Here is a 16,183-nt window from a genome sequence, read left to right as displayed (position 1 = left end):
TTCACCCGATCACTGCCGTTCTGGCGGCGTGATTCAATACATTTCGTCATTTTGCGAAAAAGTCCATCAAGCGCCCGGCGATGCGTTCCAGCGGGCGAATTTCCACTGCGGCATCGATTGCCGCGGCGGCCTTGGGCATGCCGTACACTGCGCTGCTGGCCTGGTCCTGGGCAATGGTCAGAAAGCCCTGCTGACGCATCAGCTTCAGGCCCTGGGCGCCGTCGCGCCCCATGCCGGTGAGCAGCACGCCCACCGCATCGCCATTCCAGTAACGTGCCACGCTCTCAAAGAACACATCGATCGAGGGCCGGTAGATTTCATTGACAGGCTCGGCAGTGTAGGCCAGTTGGCCATTTTGTAGCAGGCGAATGTGGTGGTTGGTGCCGGCCAGCAATACCTGGCCCGGCTGCGGCGGCTCGCCGTCACGGGCCAGGCGCACCGGCAGGCCGGCTGCGCTGCTGAGCCACTCTGCCATGCCGGCAGCAAACACCTGGTCCACATGCTGAACCAGTACGATGGCCGCCGGAAACGCTGCAGGCAAGCCCTTGAGCAGCACTTCGAGGGCTGCCGGGCCACCCGCCGACGAACCGATCGCCACCAGCCCGCGACGCTGCGAGGCCTCACGCAGCGGTGTGGCCACCGGCCTTGCCGCTGGCGTGCGCTGCTGGCCGACCAGCCAGCCGATATTGAGGATTTTACGCAGCAGTGGCGCCGCCGCTTCGCGGGCATCCCCAGCGCCCAGTGCCGGGGTGTCGACCACGTCGAGGGCGCCATGGCCCATGGCCTCGAACACGCGGTGCACGTTCTGTTGGCGGTCCACCGTGACGATGACGATGGCGCACGGGGTTTCGGCCATGATCCGCCGGGTGGCCTCCACGCCGTCCATCACCGGCATGATCAGGTCCATCAGGATCAGGTCCGGCAGTTGCTCGGCGCAACGCTGCACCGCCTCGGCGCCATTGCTGGCCACCCACACCACCTGGTGTGCGGGCTCGAAGGCAACCGCCCGGCGCAGGGCCTCGACAGCCATGGGCATGTCATTGACGATGGCGATCTTCATCCTTGAGCACCTCCGATCAGCTCGACTACAGCCTCCAGCAACGCATCGTCGTGGAAACTGGCTTTCGCCAAATAGTAGTCGGCGCCAGCATCCAGGCCACGCCGTCGGTCTTCCTCACGGTCTTTGTAGGACACCACCATCACCGGCAGCGATTGCAGGCGCTGATCGCGACGCACCAGGGTGACCAGTTCGATGCCGTCCATGCGTGGCATGTCGATGTCAGTGATCAGCAGATCGAAGTCCTCACTGCGCAGGGCGTTCCAGCCGTCCATGCCATCTACCGCAACCGCCACATCGTAGCCACGGTTGCCCAGCAGCTTGCGTTGCAGCTCGCGCACGGTCAGCGAATCGTCGACCACCAGGATGCGCTTGCGCACCACACCACGAGCGCCGCTGCTTCCGCGTTCGACGCGTTCCAGGCTGCCGGTACTGAGCAGTTTCTCCACCGAACGCAGCAGGTCTTCGACATCGACGATCAACACCACCGAGCCGTCATCGAGCAAGGCGCCGGAAGAAATGTCCTGCACCTTGCCTAGCCGTGAGTCGAGCGGCATCACAACCAGTACCCGCTCACCTATCAGCCGCTCCACGGCCACGCCGTACAGCTGCTCGCGCTCACGGATCACCACCACCCGCAGGCTGCCGTCTTGCGCCTGGCCGGCAGGCCGGTTCAACAACTGGCTGGCCGCCACCAGGCCGATAAGCCGGCCTTCGTGCCAGAAATGCTGGCGCCCTTCGATCTGCACGATCTGCTCGGTGGTCACTTCCAGCGTGCGTTCGATGTGGGCAAGCGGGAAGGCATAGGCCTCGCCACCCACCTCGATCACCAGGCTGCGCACCACCGACAGGGTCAATGGCACCTGCAGATGGAAGCGACAGCCCTGCCCCGCCACCTGGGTCAGCTCGATGGAGCCGCGTAGCTCGCGGATCATGTGTTGCACCGCATCCAGCCCCACGCCGCGCCCAGACACCTCGGTGACCTTGTCGCGCAGGCTGAAGCCGGGCAGGAACAAGAACGTCAGCAGTTCTGCATCACTCATCCGCGCCACCGTGTCGGCAGGCGACAGGGCGCGCTCGACGATGCTGCTGCGCAAGCGCTCCAGGTCGATGCCGGCACCATCGTCGATCAGTTCCAGGCTGAGCATGCCGGCCTGGTGCGAGGCGCGCAGGCGAATCACGCCTTCCTCTGGCTTGCCCGCCAGCAGGCGACGCTCCGGCAGCTCGATGCCGTGGTCAACCGCGTTGCGCAGCAGGTGGGTCAGCGGTGCTTCAAGCTTTTCCAGCACATCGCGGTCGACCTGGGTCTTTTCCCCCTCTACCGCCAGCTGTACCGGTTTGCCCAGCGAGCGGCCAAGGTCTCGGACCATACGGCTCTGGCCGGTCAGCACATCGGCGAACGGCCGCATTCGGCAGGCCAGGGCGGTGTCGTACAACAACTGTGCACGCTGGCTGGCCTGCCAGCCGAATTCGTCCAGATCGGCGGCCTGCTGCTGCAGGATCTGCTGGGTTTCGGCCAGCAGACGCTGGGTTTGTGCCAGGGCTTCGAGCACCTCGCTGTCCTGGCCACTGTCCTCCAACTGCATGCGCAGGCCATCAAGCGCCTGCATACCCTGGCCATGCATGCGCTTGAGCCGCTGCAAGGTGGCCAGGTAAGGTTTGAGCCGCTGGGTTTCCACCAGCGACTTGCTGGACAGGTCGAGCAGGCTGTTGAGGCGGTCGGCGGTGACCCGCAGCACCCGCTCGGCACCTTCGCCGCCGCGTTTGCCGGCCTTGCGGCGCGGGGCAGGTTCGGGGTCGGACTCCAAAGCATCAAGTGGCAACGCCATAGGCTCGGCTGGCAAGGTTGCCAGCGGCAAGTCTGGCAGCACGGGCACTGACGGCGGCACGGCAGGCATGGCCGCAGCCCTTGGGTCGAGCAGGCTGGCCATTTGCGCCAGGAACACGGGCAGGGTCGCCTGCGCCCCGACGTCGCCGGGTGTGGCGATACGCATCAGCAGGTCGGTGCCTTGCAACAGCGCGTCGATGTGCTCGGCACTCAGGCGCAAGCGGCCCTCCTGTGCCGCCACCAGGCAGTCTTCCATGACGTGGGCGACGCTGACGCCGGCATCCACCCCAACGATGCGCGCTGCGCCCTTCAGCGAGTGGGCGGCGCGCATGCAAGCCTCAAGCTGGTCAGCCTGGGTAGGGTTGCGCTCCAGCGCCATCAGGCCGGCGCTGAGGACCTGGGTCTGCGCCTCTGCCTCCAGGCTGAACAATTCGAGCAACGATGCGTCGCGCATTTGCTCTGGGGTCATGACAGGCTCCGCTGCACGGCAGACAGTAAGTGTTGATCGTCCAGCACCCGCACGCTGCGGCCGCGCCACTGCAGGACTGCGGCGGTAAAGCGCGTGGCGTCCTGGCCGCTGCCCAGCAGCAGTGGGTCTAGCCGGTGAATACCGTCGATTTCCTCAACGGCCATCACTACCGGCCCTCCCTCGGCCGCCAGAATCAGCATGCGTGGCATGGCCCGACCGCTGCGTTGCTCGGCGGTGTCGGCCTGCACACCCAGCAAGTCAGCCAGTGACAGGCACGGCACCAACGCACCGCGCACATTGGCAACCCCCTGCAGCAGCCGCGAGCGCTGATGCGGCAGCGAATGCACGGCCTGCATCGGGGCGATCTCGGCCAGGCTGGCGGTGGCCAGCGCCAGCCACTCTTCGCCCAGGCGGAACAGCAGCATGGAGCGGCCGGTGTTTTCCTCTACTGGCTGCGCCGGCGCAGCCTGGTGGTCCTGCATCAGCGCGTAGCGGTCAAGCAGCCGGGTGGCCGAAGCCGCATACACATCGCAGTTTCGGCAGTGGACATGCCGCTCCAGCAGCGGGCACTGCTTGTCGCCGTGGACGCCAATGCGGTTCCAGCAGTCGTCGATGTGCGCGTCATCTTCGGCCAGCAGTTGCATCGCCATTTCACCCTTCATCGTTCAGGCTCCCTGCCAACCCGTGCAGCGCGGTCCTGCAGGCGCCGGGCACCGGCCAGGTCACCCTGGGACGCCAACAAGGCCGCCAGGTGTACTAGCGCCTCGGGGTGCTGCGGCTCCAGGTACAGGGCTTTGCGATAATGGGTCAGCGCCTGCTGCGCATCGCCTTCGGTATCACTGAGCAGCCCTAGCCAGTAGTACACCTGCGCCGACGGCGCGAACTGGCCCAGGTAGCGCTGGCATTCGGCACGCGCCCGCTCGCTGGCGCCGGCGTTGGCAAGCCGGGCGATACTGGCCAGCAGCTCGCTCGCGTCCTCACGCGCACGCTCGCGGGCCGGCGCTGGCTTGGGCGCCATCGGCAATACACGCAGCGGGCGCGGCAGCGGCGCGCCGGGTGGCGGATAACCCGCCGTGGCCAGCGGCGGTACGGTGCGCCGTGCGGGTTCAGGTGCCACTGCCAACGGGACATTGCCACCTTCCTGGCGTACATAGGCAAACGACTGGGCGATCCCTAGCGGGCGCATGCCCAGCCGCGCCAGCAAGCTGCCTTCGGCCGGGCCGATGAACAGCACACCCTGCGGATGCAGCAGGCGCTTGAGCACCTCGAATACACGCTGCTGGGTAGGCACGTCAAAATAGATCAACAGGTTGCGACAGAACACGAAGTCGTACAGGCCGTCGCGGCTGGCCAGCGCGGGATCGAGCACATTGCCCACCTGCAGGCTGACTTGCTGCTGCACCCGACCGTGCAGGCGGTGGCCTTCATCGAGGGCATCGAAGTAGCGCTCGCGAAAGCCCAGGTTGCTGCCGCGAAACGCATTGCGCCCATACACGGCCTGCCCGGCCTTGGTCACCGAACTGGGGCTGATGTCCATGCCATCGATCAGAAACGCACCCGGCGCAATGCCCGCGTCGAGCAAGGCCATGGCCAGCGAATAGGGTTCCTCGCCGGTCGAGCATGGCAGGCTGAGCAGGCGCAGTGGGCGGGCCCCGGCCAGTTCGGCCAGGCGCTTGTGTGCCAGGCCGGCCAGGGCGGTAAAAGACTCCGGGTAGCGGAAAAACCAGGTTTCCGGAACGATCACCGACTCGATCAACGCCTGTTGCTCATCCGCCGACTGCTGCAGGCGCAGCCAGTAATGGTCCAGGTCGACGGCGCCCACGGCCACGCAACGCTGACGCAGCGCGCGCTCGACCATGGGCGCACCTACCGACTCAACATCCAGGCCGATGCGCTCGCGCAAGAAGCGGAAGAAACGCTGTTCGTTCATGTCGGCATCCCTGTCGGCTCATCCGTGTACAGCAGGTGGTGCACGGCATCAGGCAGCAGATCGTTGACTTCGATGCGCTGCAGCAGGCCCTGCTCATCCTGGCGTACCGGGCCCAGATACGGCGCTTCGCCGCTGTCCACGCCATAAGGCTGGAATTCCTCCGGGTGGCAACGCAGGGTCTCGGTGGCCTGCTCCAGGATCAGGCCGAGTTGCAGGCTGCCACGATAATGCACCAGCACCAGGCGCGTACTGGTGCGCTGCGCCGCCGGCTGGCCAAAACTCAGCGCGCCAAGGTCGATCACAGGAACCAGATGGCCACGATGGGCGAGGATGCCCGCGACCCAGGCAGGTGCCTGGGCAATCGGCTTGAGCGGCTGGCGCGGCAGCACCTCGATCACCTCGTGCACGCTAAGGGCAAAGCGCTGTTCCCTGAGGCGAAACTGCAGGTACAACGCGCCCTTGGCGTTGTGCGCGGATGCGGCGTGCGGTGGCAAGTCGTTCATCGCGTTCAGACTTTGAAACGCGACACGCCGCCACGCAGGCCGGCGGCCACCTGGCTCAGTTCATCGATGGCAAAGCTGGCCTGTCGCAGCGACTCGACGGTCTGGGTACTGGCATCGCTGAGCTGCGCCAGCGCCTGGTTGATCTGCTCGGCACCGGTGGCCTGGGCCTGCATGCCTTCATTGACCATCAGCACACGCGGCGCCAGGGCCTGCACCTGGTGAATGATCTGGCTGAGCTGCTCGCCCACCTGCTGCACCTCGAACATGCCGCGGCGCACTTCTTCGGAAAACTTGTCCATGCCCATGACCCCGGCAGACACCGCCGACTGGATTTCACGCACCATCTGCTCGATGTCGTAGGTGGCCACGGCGGTCTGGTCGGCCAGGCGGCGCACTTCGGTGGCCACCACGGCAAAGCCACGGCCGTACTCACCGGCCTTTTCCGCTTCGATGGCGGCGTTGAGCGACAGCAGGTTGGTCTGGTCGGCCACCTTGACGATGGTCACCACCATCTGGGTGATGTTGCTGGCCTTTTCGTTGAGGATACCGAGCTTGGCGTTGACCAGGTCGGCGGCGCCCATCACCTGGTGCATGGTCTCCTCCATGCGCGCCAGCCCCTGCTGGCCGGAGCCGGCGAGGCTGGAAGCCTGATCAGCGGCGGAGGTGACTTCGGTCATGGTACGCACCAGATCACGCGAAGTGGCGGCGATTTCCCGCGAGGTGGCGCCAATTTCGGTGGTGGTGGCGGCCGTTTCGGTGGCGGTGGCCTGCTGTTGCTTGGACGTGGCGGCAATTTCGGTAACCGACGTGGTCACCTGCACCGACGAGCGCTGGGCCTGGGCTACCAGGTTGGCCAGTGCTTCGGCCATTTCGTTGAAGCCGCTTTCGATGGCGCCGAACTCGTCCTTGCGGTCCAGGCTCAGGCGCATGCTCAGGTCACCCGAACGCAGCTTGTCGAGGGCATGGACAATGCGCTGCATGGGCGCGGTGATGGCGCGCATCAGCAACAGGCCGCAGATGCCGGCGGCGACGATTGCCAGCAGCAGCGATACCACCATGCTGCCCTTGGCCGTGCTGACGGCGCTGACGATCTCGTTGGTGGCGGTGTCGGCAGAGGCCCGATTGTGCTCGATCACTTCATTCAGGTGCTTGCGGCCATCTACCCAGGCCGGCGTCAGCACCTCGATGATCAGCCGTTCGGCTTCGGCGTAGTTGTGCTGACGGTATGTGTCCAGTACCTGACCGACGATCTTCATGTAGTTCTGTTCCAACTGCACGAAGCTGTCGAAGCGGGTCTGGTCGTCCTTGTCCTGGATGGTGGTCTGGTAGCTGGCCATGTGTTGCTTGAGCCGGTCCTCGAAGCTTTTGAACAGCTCCATGTCGGCCGAAGTGATTTCCCGGTGGTTGGACAGGCCCACCAGTTGCTGGCTGGTGACGTAGCTGTCGACCCAGGCGCTGCGGATCATCGAGCTGTAGTAGACCCCGGGAATGCTGTCGGTCCCCACTGCCTCCTCGGCGGTTTCGATGGCCACCAACCGCGAGTAGGCGGCCACGATCATCAGCAGCATGATGGCGATGATCACGGCGAAACTTGCCAGGATCCGTTGGCGCAAGGTCCAGTTTTTCACATTCAGCCCTCAGGAATTCTCAACGAGCGGGAAAAATCGCTGAAGTATAGCCCAGAGGCCTTACACATTTTCGGATGAAGTGAGGGGTAAACAGGCATCCCTGCTGATGGACATGCCATTTGTTTCGTAGATCATGAGCGCACCATGGCCCCTGTAGGAGCAGCCTTGCGCTGCGAAAGGGCCTGGATGATCAATGCTTCTGCATGGGCCTTCATGGCCTCTTCGCAGCACAAGGCTGCTCCTACAGGGAGCGCGCACGCCTGAATGAGTGATTACTGGCCAGCAGCAAGCCGTACCTGGCTTTCCAGTTCCTGACGCAGCGCCGGGTCCAAACGCAGCTGGCGGGCCAGTTCGTCCAGGTAGGAGCGCTCCATGAAGTTTTCCTGATCGACCATCATCACGCTGGCCAGGTACATCTCGGCGGCCATTTCTGGTGTTTGCGCGGCGCGGGCCACCTCGGCCGGGTCCAGCGGTTTGTTCAGCTCGGCATGCAGCCAGTGCTGCAGTTCACGGTCGCTGTCCAGGCGGGTAAATTCGCCCTCGATCAACGCCCGTTCGCGCTCGTCGATATGGCCATCGGACTTGGCCGCCGCTACCAGCGCCCTCAACACCGCCTGGCTATGCTGCTCGACCTGGGCAGGCGGCAGGCGGTCGACGGTTTGCGGTTCGGCTGCGGCCCCCTGCTGATTGGCCTGCCAGTTGCCGTAGGCTTTGTAGGCCAGCACACCCAGCGCAGCCAGGCCGCCGTAGGTCAGGGCCTTGCCGCCGTACTTGCGGGCTTTCTTGCTACCGAGCAGCAGGCCCAGGGCGCCCCCACCCAACAGGCCGCCACCGGCACCGGACAACAGCCCGCCAAGCCCACCGCCAGCGCCGCCGGACTTGTTGGCGCCCCCCTGTTTTTCGAGCATCTGCTGGCCGGATTTGAGGAGTTGATCAAGCAAGCCCCGAGTGTTCATTCATGTGTCTCCACGCAAGAAGATTCAACCGCCAGAGTAAGGCTTGGCAGAACGCACGCCATCGCGGATTTGCTTCCGGATGTTGCATTGGCTGGCAAAAAGCCAACTAGACTCGATATCGCCAATACCTCGCGCGATCGCACTACGCTTATAACAATTGCTTCACGGCTTGCTTGATGACTGCCCCGAACAAGATCTCCAAAAAGAGGGAACACCATGTCAGTGCACAAGACCGCATTGCTCGGCGCCATGACCGGTGCCGTGCTGGCCAGCGCCAGCCTGCAGGCTGCCGAACCGCCCAAAGCCCTGGGGCCCGGCGAGGGGCGCCTGGATATCGTTGCCTGGCCCGGCTACATCGAGCGCGGTGAAAGCGACAAGGCCTACGACTGGGTGACCGGCTTCGAGAAGGAAACCGGCTGCAAGGTGAGTGTGAAGACCGCCGCCACCTCGGACGAGATGGTCAGCCTGATGACCAAGGGCGGTTATGACCTGGTCACCGCCTCGGGCGATGCCTCGCTGCGGCTGATCGTGGGCAAGCGCGTGCAGCCGATCAACACCACCCTGATCCCCAACTGGAAGAACATCGACCCGCGCCTGCAGAACGGTGGCTGGTACGTGGTCGACAAGCAGGTGTACGGCACCCCGTATCAGTGGGGGCCGAACGTGCTGCTGTACAACACCAACACCTTCAAGCAGGCCCCTACCAGCTGGGGTGTGGTGTTCGAGCCGCAGAACCTGCCCGACGGCAAGCCGAACAAAGGCCGCGTGCAGGCCTACGACGGGCCGATCTACATAGCCGACGCGGCGCTGTACCTGAAGTCGACCAAGCCCGAACTGGGCATCAAGGACCCCTACGAGCTGAACGAGGAGCAATACAAGGCCGTGCTGGAACTGCTGCGCCAGCAGCAACCGCTGATCCACCGTTACTGGCATGACGCCACGGTGCAGATGAGCGACGTGAAGAACGAAGGCGTGGTCGCCGCCAGTTCCTGGGGCTACATGGTCAATGGCCTGAAGGCCGAGAACCAGCCGGTGGCCTCGACCATTCCCAAGGAAGGCGCAACCGGCTGGGCCGACACCACCATGCTGCACAGCGAGGCCAAGCACCCCAACTGCGCCTACAAGTGGATGGACTGGTCGCTGCAACCTAAGGTGCAGGGTGACGTAGCGGCCTGGTTCGGCTCGTTGCCGGCGGTGCCGGCAGCGTGCACCGGCAGCGAACTGCTGGGCGCCGAGGGCTGCAAGACCAACGGGTTCGACAACTTCGACAAGATCGCCTTCTGGAAAACCCCGCAGGCCCAGGGGGGCAAGTTCGTGCCGTATAGCCGCTGGACCCAGGACTACATTGCGATCATGGGTGGGCGCTAAAAGTTACTTGGCCTGCCCTGGCGTGCCGGCGACAGGGCCAGGGCAGGCAATACATAGACAACTGAGTACTGCCTATGCCCCTAGCCGTCCAGTTCACCCAGGTTTCCCGCACCTTCGGCGAGGTCAAGGCTGTCGATCAGGTCAGCATCGACATCATCGATGGCGAATTCTTCTCCATGCTCGGCCCTTCCGGCTCGGGCAAGACCACCTGCCTGCGCCTGATCGCCGGCTTCGAACAACCCACCGGCGGTTCGATCCGTATCCACGGCATCGAAGCCGCTGGCGTGCCGCCCTACCAGCGCGACGTCAACACCGTGTTCCAGGACTACGCGCTGTTCCCGCACATGAACGTGCTGGACAACATCGCCTATGGCCTGAAAGTGAAAGGTGTGGCCAAGGCCGAGCGCCACGGCCGCGCCGAAGAAGCCCTGGCCATGGTGGCCCTGGCCGGCTATGGCGCGCGCAAGCCGGCGCAGCTGTCCGGCGGCCAGCGCCAGCGCGTGGCCCTGGCCCGTGCCTTGGTCAACCGGCCACGGGTATTATTGCTGGATGAACCCCTGGGCGCGCTGGACCTGAAGTTGCGCGAACAGATGCAGGGCGAGCTGAAAAAACTGCAGCGCCAACTGGGCATCACCTTCATCTTCGTCACCCACGACCAGACCGAGGCCCTGTCGATGTCCGACCGGGTCGCGGTGTTCAACCGCGGCCGTATCGAACAGGTCGACACCCCGCGCAACCTGTACATGAAGCCCGCTACCACCTTCGTCGCCGAATTCGTCGGCACCTCCAACGTGGTGCGTGGCGAGCTGGCCATGCAGCTCAACGGCAGCCCGGCGCCCTTCTCCATCCGCCCCGAGCACATCCGCCTGGGCGAGCCGGTGGTGACCAGCCATGAAGTGCAGGTCAGCGGCTTGTTGCGCGATGTTCAGTACCAGGGCAGCGCCACACGCTTCGAGCTGCAACTGGAAAGCGGCCAGCTGTTGGCGGTGAGCCAGGCCAACGACCGCTGGCAAGCGCAGCCCCAAGTGTGGCAGCCCGGGCAACGGGTGCTGGCACATTGGCCCCGCGAGGCCATGACGGTGCTGCAGGAACCCGAGGCCCGCTGACATGAGCACACTGCGCAGCCTGTCCAACCTGCTGTACCGGCGCCCGAGCCTTTACCTCGCACTGCTGCTGGCCCCCCCGCTGACGTGGTTCGGCGCAATCTACCTGGGCTCGTTGCTGAACCTGCTGTGGCAAGGTTTCTACACTTTCGACGACTTCACCATGGCGGTGACCCCGGACCTGACCCTGGGCAACTTCGCCGCGCTGTTCAACCCGTCGAACTTCGACATCATCCTGCGCACCCTGGGCATGGCGGTGGCCGTGTCATTGGCCAGCGCGGTACTGGCCTTCCCCATCGCCTACTACATGGCGCGCTTCACCAGCGGCAAGACCAAGGCGTTTTTCTACATCGCGGTGATGATGCCGATGTGGGCCAGCTACATCGTCAAAACCTATGCCTGGACCCTGCTGCTGGCAAAGGGCGGCGTCGCCCAGTGGTTCGTCCAGCAGTTGCACCTGGATGGCCTGCTGCAGGCGTTGCTGGCCGTGCCGGGCGTGGGCGGCAGCACGCTGTCGACTTCCCACCTGGGGCGCTTCATGGTGTTCGTGTACATCTGGCTGCCATTCATGATCCTGCCGATCCAGGCCTCGCTGGAGCGCCTGCCGCCTTCGCTGCTGCAAGCCTCGGCAGACCTTGGCGCACGGCCCGGGCAAACCTTCGTGCAGGTGATCCTGCCGCTTTCGATCCCAGGCATCGCCGCCGGCTCGATCTTCACCTTCTCGCTCACCCTGGGTGACTTCATCGTGCCGCAGCTGGTCGGCCCACCCGGTTACTTCATTGGCAGCATGGTCTATGCCCAGCAAGGGGCGATCGGCAACATGCCGATGGCCGCCGCGTTCACCCTGGTGCCCATCGTGCTGATTGCCGTGTACCTGTCCATCGTCAAGCGCCTGGGGGCCTTCGATGCACTCTGAAAAAGCTTCAACAGGGCTGCGACTGGCGGCCTGGGGCGGGCTGCTATTCCTGCACTTCCCGATCCTGATCATCTTCCTGTACGCCTTCAACACCGAAGACGCGGCGTTCAGCTTCCCGCCCAAGGGCTTTACCCTGAAATGGATCGGCGTGGCTTTCGCCCGGCCCGATGTACTGGAGGCGATCAAGCTGTCGCTGCAGGTGGCCTGCCTGGCCACGCTGATTGCCCTGGTGCTGGGCACACTGGCGTCGGTCGCGTTGTATCGGCGCAGCTTCTTCGGCAAAGAGAGCATTTCGCTGATGCTGATCCTGCCTATCGCCCTGCCCGGCATCATCACCGGCATCGCCCTGCTCTCGGCCTTCAAGTCCCTGGGGATAGAGCCCGGGGTGTTCACCATCGTGATCGGTCACGCCACGTTCTGCGTGGTGATCGTCTACAACAACGTGATCGCCCGCCTGCGGCGCACCTCGCAGAGCCTGATTGAAGCGTCGATGGATTTGGGCGCCGATGGCTGGCAGACCTTCCGCTACATCATCCTGCCCAACCTTGGCTCGGCACTGCTGGCCGGTGGCATGCTGGCTTTTGCCCTGTCGTTCGATGAAATCATCGTCACCACCTTCACCGCCGGCCACGAACGCACCCTGCCGATCTGGCTGTTGAACCAGCTCAGCCGCCCGCGCGACGTGCCGGTGACCAACGTGGTCGCCATGCTGGTGATGTTGGTGACCATGCTGCCAATCCTTGGCGCCTACTACCTGACCCGTGGCGGCGAGAGCGTCACGGGCAGTGGCAAATGACCCTGGAGGAGTCCCCGATGCAAACGCAGATGCTGATCAACGGCCAACTGGTCGCTGGCCAAGGCCCGGCCTGGACCGTGCTCAACCCGGCGCTGGGAACCGCCCTGGCACAGATCAACGAAGCCACCGAAGCCCAGGTGGACAGCGCCGTGCGCGCCGCCGACCAGGCCTTCGACAGCTGGTCGCAAACCAGCCCCAAGGACCGCTCGCAAACCTTGCTGGCGCTGGCGGATGCCATCGAAGCCCATGGCGATGAACTGGCCCGGCTGGAATCGCAGAACTGCGGCAAGCCCCTGAGCGCCGCGCTGAACGATGAAATCCCGGCGATTGCCGACGTGTTCCGCTACTTCGCCGGTGCAGCGCGTTGCCTGGGGGGCTTGGCGGCGGGCGAGTACCTGCCCGGCCACACCTCGATGATCCGCCGCGACCCATTGGGCGTAGTTGCTTCCATCGCACCGTGGAACTATCCGCTGATGATGTTGGCGTGGAAGATCGCGCCGGCCCTGGCAGCCGGCAATACAGTGGTGATCAAACCCTCCGAACTGACGCCGCTGACCGCCTTGCGCCTGGGTGAACTGGCCCAGGATCTGCTGCCACCGGGCGTCCTCAACATTCTCTTTGGCCGCGGCCAGACCGTCGGCAACCCGCTGGTCAACCATCCCAAGGTGCGCATGGTGTCGCTGACCGGCTCCATCCCCACTGGTGCGCACATCATCAGCGCCACCGCCGACAGCGTGAAACGCATGCACATGGAGCTGGGTGGCAAGGCCCCGGTGCTGGTGTTCGACGACGCCGACATCGACGCTGCCATCGACGGCATCCGCACTTTCGGCTTCTACAACGCCGGCCAGGACTGCACCGCAGCCTGCCGCCTGTACGTGCAGGACGGCATCTACGAGCGCTTTGTCGAGCGCCTGGGTGAAGCCGTAGCCAGCCTCAAACCGGGCCTGCAGGAGGCCGAGGACACCGAGCTGGGGCCGTTGATCAGTGCCCAGCACCGCGACAAGGTCGCAGGCCTTGTGCAGCGGGCCATCGCCCAACCGCACATTCGCCTGGTGACCGGCGGCAAGGCGATTGATGGCGATGGTTTCTTCTTCGAACCGACGGTGTTGGCCGATGCCCAGCAGGACGACGAGATCGTGCGCAACGAAGTGTTCGGCCCGGTGGTATCGGTCACCCGCTTCAAGGACGAAGCGCAGGCGCTGGAATGGGCCAACGACTCCAACTACGGCCTGGCCTCATCGGTCTGGACCCGCGACACCGGCCGCGCCCACCGCCTGGCGGCGCGCTTGCAGTATGGCTGCACCTGGGTGAATACCCACTTCATGCTGGTCAGCGAAATGCCCCATGGCGGGCAGAAGCATTCGGGGTATGGGAAGGATATGTCGATGTATGGGCTGGAGGACTACACCTGCGTGCGGCATGTGATGATCAAGCACTAAGCGCTCGCGTTGGCCGAGGGCCTCCAATGCCCCTCGGTCAACATCTCAGAATTTTCCTTCAACCGCGATCTACGTCCTCCTACTGCGCGCCCATTGAGCCTTCATGATTGGTATCATAATCTGATACCATTAATAATCATCAGCAAGCCACACTTGAAGCATTACTGAAAAGGCCGGTTCCCAAGACACTGGATTGGGCGCGAGTGGAGTCACTGCTGGTATCGCTGGGTGCAAGGGTCATAGAAGGAAGGGGGTCACGGGTTCGCTTTGAACTCAATGGAGCGGTGGCAACCTTCCACCGCCCTCATCCGGACAGGCACGCCAAGCCTTATCAACTGCGAGACGCCCGTCAGTTCATTGAGCAGGCAGGACTATTACCATGAATGTAATGACTTACCGCGGCTACGCCGCTCGTATCGAATACAGCGACGAAGACCAGTTGCTGATCGGCCATGTCGCAGGTATTCGCGACGTGATCGGTTTTCATGGCGAATCGATCAGTGAATTGCGTCAAGCATTTGAAGAGGCCGTTGACGATTATCTTGAGACTTGCGAACGCCTCGGGAGGGAGCCGCAGAAAACGTACTCCGGAAAGCTTAGCCTACGCCTTGAGCCTACCCTTCACGCCAGCGTGGCGGCCAAGGCAGAGCTGGCGGAAAAGAGCATCAACCAATGGGTCAGCGATATCCTCAGCAAGGCTGCCTATAACTGATTCGAGCTGCCAACACGGTCATTGTAGGAGCGGCCTTGCGTCGCGAAAGGGCTGCGAAGCGGCCCCAGCATTGTCAGCGGCGGAGCTGAAAAATCTGGGGCCGCTTCGCAGCCCTGTCGCGACACAAGGCCGCTCCTACAGGGACCGCGCAAGGGTTGGGTCAATCGCGCAGGTCGGACTCGTGAATCGGGTTGGCGCGGCTGGTCGCGCGTTGGTATTGCGCAGGCCAGGTGGCCTTGTTGCCGCCCAGGTCGTCGTCGGCGTGCAGTGGCCAGTACGGGTCACGCAGCAGCTCGCGGGCGAGGAAAATGAGGTCCGCCTGGCCGGTGCGCAGGATGTGCTCGGCCTGGGCCGGTTCGGTGATCATGCCCACGGTGCCGGTGGCAATTTCCGATTCCTTGCGCACGCGTTCAGCGAAGCGGGTCTGGTAGCCGGGGCCGGTGGGGATCTCGGCGTTTACCGAGGTGCCCCCAGAGGATACATCGATCAGGTCCACACCCAACCCTCGCAGGCGACGAGCCAGTTCGACGGTTTCATCCGGGTTCCAGCCGTCCTCCACCCAATCGGTTGCCGATACCCGCACCATCAGTGGCAACTCGGCAGGCCACACCTTGCGCACGGCCTCGACCACCTGCAGGGTCAGGCGGATGCGGTTTTCGAAACAACTGCCGTACTCGTCGCGGCGCTGGTTGCTTAAAGGTGACAGGAACTGATGCAACAGGTAGCCATGGGCTGCATGGATTTCCACCACCTTGAAACCGGCCTTCAAGGCGCGCGCGGTCGAGGCGACGAAGGCCGCGATCACATCCTGGATCTCGGCCGGGGTCAGCTCATGTGGCGGTGTGTGTTGCGGGTCGAACGCGATCTTCGACGGGCCTACTGGCTGCCAGCCGCCCTCTTCCAGCTTGACGCTGCCTTGCTTGCCCAACCATGGGCGGTAAGTGCTGGCCTTGCGCCCGGCATGGGCCAACTGGATGCCAGGTACGGCACCCTGGGCGGTAATGAAGCGGGTGATGCGTTGCAGCGGCGCTATCTGGGTGTCGTCCCACAGGCCGAGGTCTTCGGCGGTGATACGGCCATTGGCGGTCACCGCCACGGCTTCCGTGATCACCAAGCCCGCGCCACCAACGGCACGGCTGCCTAAATGGACAAGGTGCCAGTCGTTGGCCAGGCCATCGACGGCGGAATACTGGCACATCGGCGATACCGCGATGCGGTTGGGCAAGGTCAGCTGACGCAGGGTGTAAGGCTCGAGCAGCAGGCTCATGAGGGCACCTCCCAAGGACTCCAATGGTGATCCGGCCCGGACACTCAATTGCACGTCCCTGGCCCAGGTCCGGTCATAACTTCAGACTAGACCAGAATGGGTGGGGGGGAGGTTCCATGGGATTTGGGTGCCTGCCTTGAGAGTGATGTCGGCTTTGAGATCGAGCGCCGCGCGGGCGGCGCTGGATTTCCGCACACCACAAGAATCA

The 16,183-nt window shown here is 64.1% G+C and carries 15 protein-coding genes; 7 read left to right on the top strand and 8 right to left on the bottom strand.

Annotated elements, in window-relative coordinates; all coding sequences use genetic code 11:
* Positions 1-46: 46 nt before the first annotated feature.
* The 7 genes from wspF to SB756_RS11320 form a co-directional block, all read right to left on the bottom strand.
* Positions 47-1,060, bottom strand: coding sequence for a Wsp signal transduction system protein-glutamate methylesterase WspF (wspF, locus tag SB756_RS11350; protein ID WP_410910842.1), 1,014 nt, complete (start codon positions 1,058-1,060; stop codon positions 47-49).
* Positions 1,057-3,354 (bottom strand): hybrid sensor histidine kinase/response regulator, encoded by a 2,298-nt coding sequence (locus tag SB756_RS11345; protein WP_410910841.1) that lies wholly within the window; start codon positions 3,352-3,354, stop codon positions 1,057-1,059. The genes wspF and SB756_RS11345 overlap by 4 nt, the downstream gene beginning before the upstream one ends.
* The gene (locus SB756_RS11340; protein ID WP_016501207.1) at positions 3,351-4,016 is read right to left on the bottom strand and encodes a chemotaxis protein CheW; all 666 of its coding nucleotides are present in this window, start codon (positions 4,014-4,016) and stop codon (positions 3,351-3,353) included. Before SB756_RS11340 ends, SB756_RS11345 begins: the two co-directional genes overlap by 4 nt.
* Entirely contained in the window at positions 4,013-5,284 is a 1,272-nt protein-coding gene (locus SB756_RS11335) for a CheR family methyltransferase (protein ID WP_341797736.1), read from the bottom strand. The genes SB756_RS11340 and SB756_RS11335 overlap by 4 nt, the downstream gene beginning before the upstream one ends.
* Entirely contained in the window at positions 5,281-5,787 is a 507-nt protein-coding gene (locus SB756_RS11330; RefSeq protein WP_341797735.1) for a chemotaxis protein CheW, read from the bottom strand. The genes SB756_RS11335 and SB756_RS11330 overlap by 4 nt, the downstream gene beginning before the upstream one ends.
* Before the next feature lie 5 nt (positions 5,788-5,792).
* On the bottom strand, positions 5,793-7,415 hold the full coding sequence (locus SB756_RS11325; RefSeq protein ID WP_341797734.1) for a methyl-accepting chemotaxis protein: 1,623 nt from the start codon (positions 7,413-7,415) through the stop codon (positions 5,793-5,795).
* Positions 7,416-7,687: 272 nt separating this feature from the next.
* Positions 7,688-8,371 carry a tellurite resistance TerB family protein gene (locus tag SB756_RS11320; RefSeq protein WP_341797733.1) on the bottom strand — a complete coding sequence of 228 codons (684 nt, stop codon included), beginning with the start codon at positions 8,369-8,371 and terminating at the stop codon, positions 7,688-7,690.
* A 216-nt stretch (positions 8,372-8,587) separates the two neighbouring features.
* On the opposite strand from SB756_RS11320, the gene ydcS reads away from it, so the two are divergent.
* From ydcS to SB756_RS11285, 7 genes are all read left to right on the top strand, one after another.
* Positions 8,588-9,739: a putative ABC transporter substrate-binding protein YdcS gene (gene ydcS / locus SB756_RS11315; RefSeq protein WP_410910840.1), complete on the top strand. Its 1,152-nt coding sequence runs from the start codon at positions 8,588-8,590 to the stop codon at positions 9,737-9,739.
* A 74-nt stretch (positions 9,740-9,813) separates the two neighbouring features.
* Complete coding sequence (locus tag SB756_RS11310) at positions 9,814-10,845, top strand: ABC transporter ATP-binding protein (protein ID WP_410910839.1); 1,032 nt, start codon at positions 9,814-9,816, stop codon at positions 10,843-10,845.
* Between the two features lies 1 nt (position 10,846).
* Positions 10,847-11,758 carry an ABC transporter permease gene (locus tag SB756_RS11305; protein WP_410910838.1) on the top strand — a complete coding sequence of 304 codons (912 nt, stop codon included), beginning with the start codon at positions 10,847-10,849 and terminating at the stop codon, positions 11,756-11,758.
* Positions 11,748-12,554, top strand: coding sequence for an ABC transporter permease (locus tag SB756_RS11300; RefSeq protein WP_410910837.1), 807 nt, complete (start codon positions 11,748-11,750; stop codon positions 12,552-12,554). The genes SB756_RS11305 and SB756_RS11300 overlap by 11 nt, the downstream gene beginning before the upstream one ends.
* Positions 12,555-12,571: 17 nt before the next feature.
* Entirely contained in the window at positions 12,572-13,996 is a 1,425-nt protein-coding gene (locus SB756_RS11295) for a gamma-aminobutyraldehyde dehydrogenase (RefSeq protein WP_341797729.1), read from the top strand.
* Positions 13,997-14,124: 128 nt separating this feature from the next.
* Positions 14,125-14,379 (top strand): type II toxin-antitoxin system HicA family toxin, encoded by a 255-nt coding sequence (locus SB756_RS11290; RefSeq protein ID WP_174369763.1) that lies wholly within the window; start codon positions 14,125-14,127, stop codon positions 14,377-14,379.
* On the top strand, positions 14,376-14,708 hold the full coding sequence (locus SB756_RS11285; RefSeq protein ID WP_043203391.1) for a type II toxin-antitoxin system HicB family antitoxin: 333 nt from the start codon (positions 14,376-14,378) through the stop codon (positions 14,706-14,708). Before SB756_RS11290 ends, SB756_RS11285 begins: the two co-directional genes overlap by 4 nt.
* Positions 14,709-14,868: 160 nt before the next feature.
* Here SB756_RS11285 and SB756_RS11280 read toward each other — a convergent pair whose 3' ends face one another.
* A complete protein-coding gene (locus SB756_RS11280) occupies positions 14,869-15,975 on the bottom strand; it encodes an NADH:flavin oxidoreductase/NADH oxidase (RefSeq protein WP_341797727.1) in 1,107 nt (368 codons plus the stop codon).
* Between the last annotated feature and the right edge of the window lie 208 nt (positions 15,976-16,183).

This window comes from Pseudomonas sp. SIMBA_068, from assembly GCF_046534705.1.
Lineage (GTDB): Bacteria > Pseudomonadota > Gammaproteobacteria > Pseudomonadales > Pseudomonadaceae > Aquipseudomonas > Aquipseudomonas putida.
Note: the sequence above shows the minus strand (reverse complement) of the source record. Positions and strands in the feature narration are given on the sequence as shown.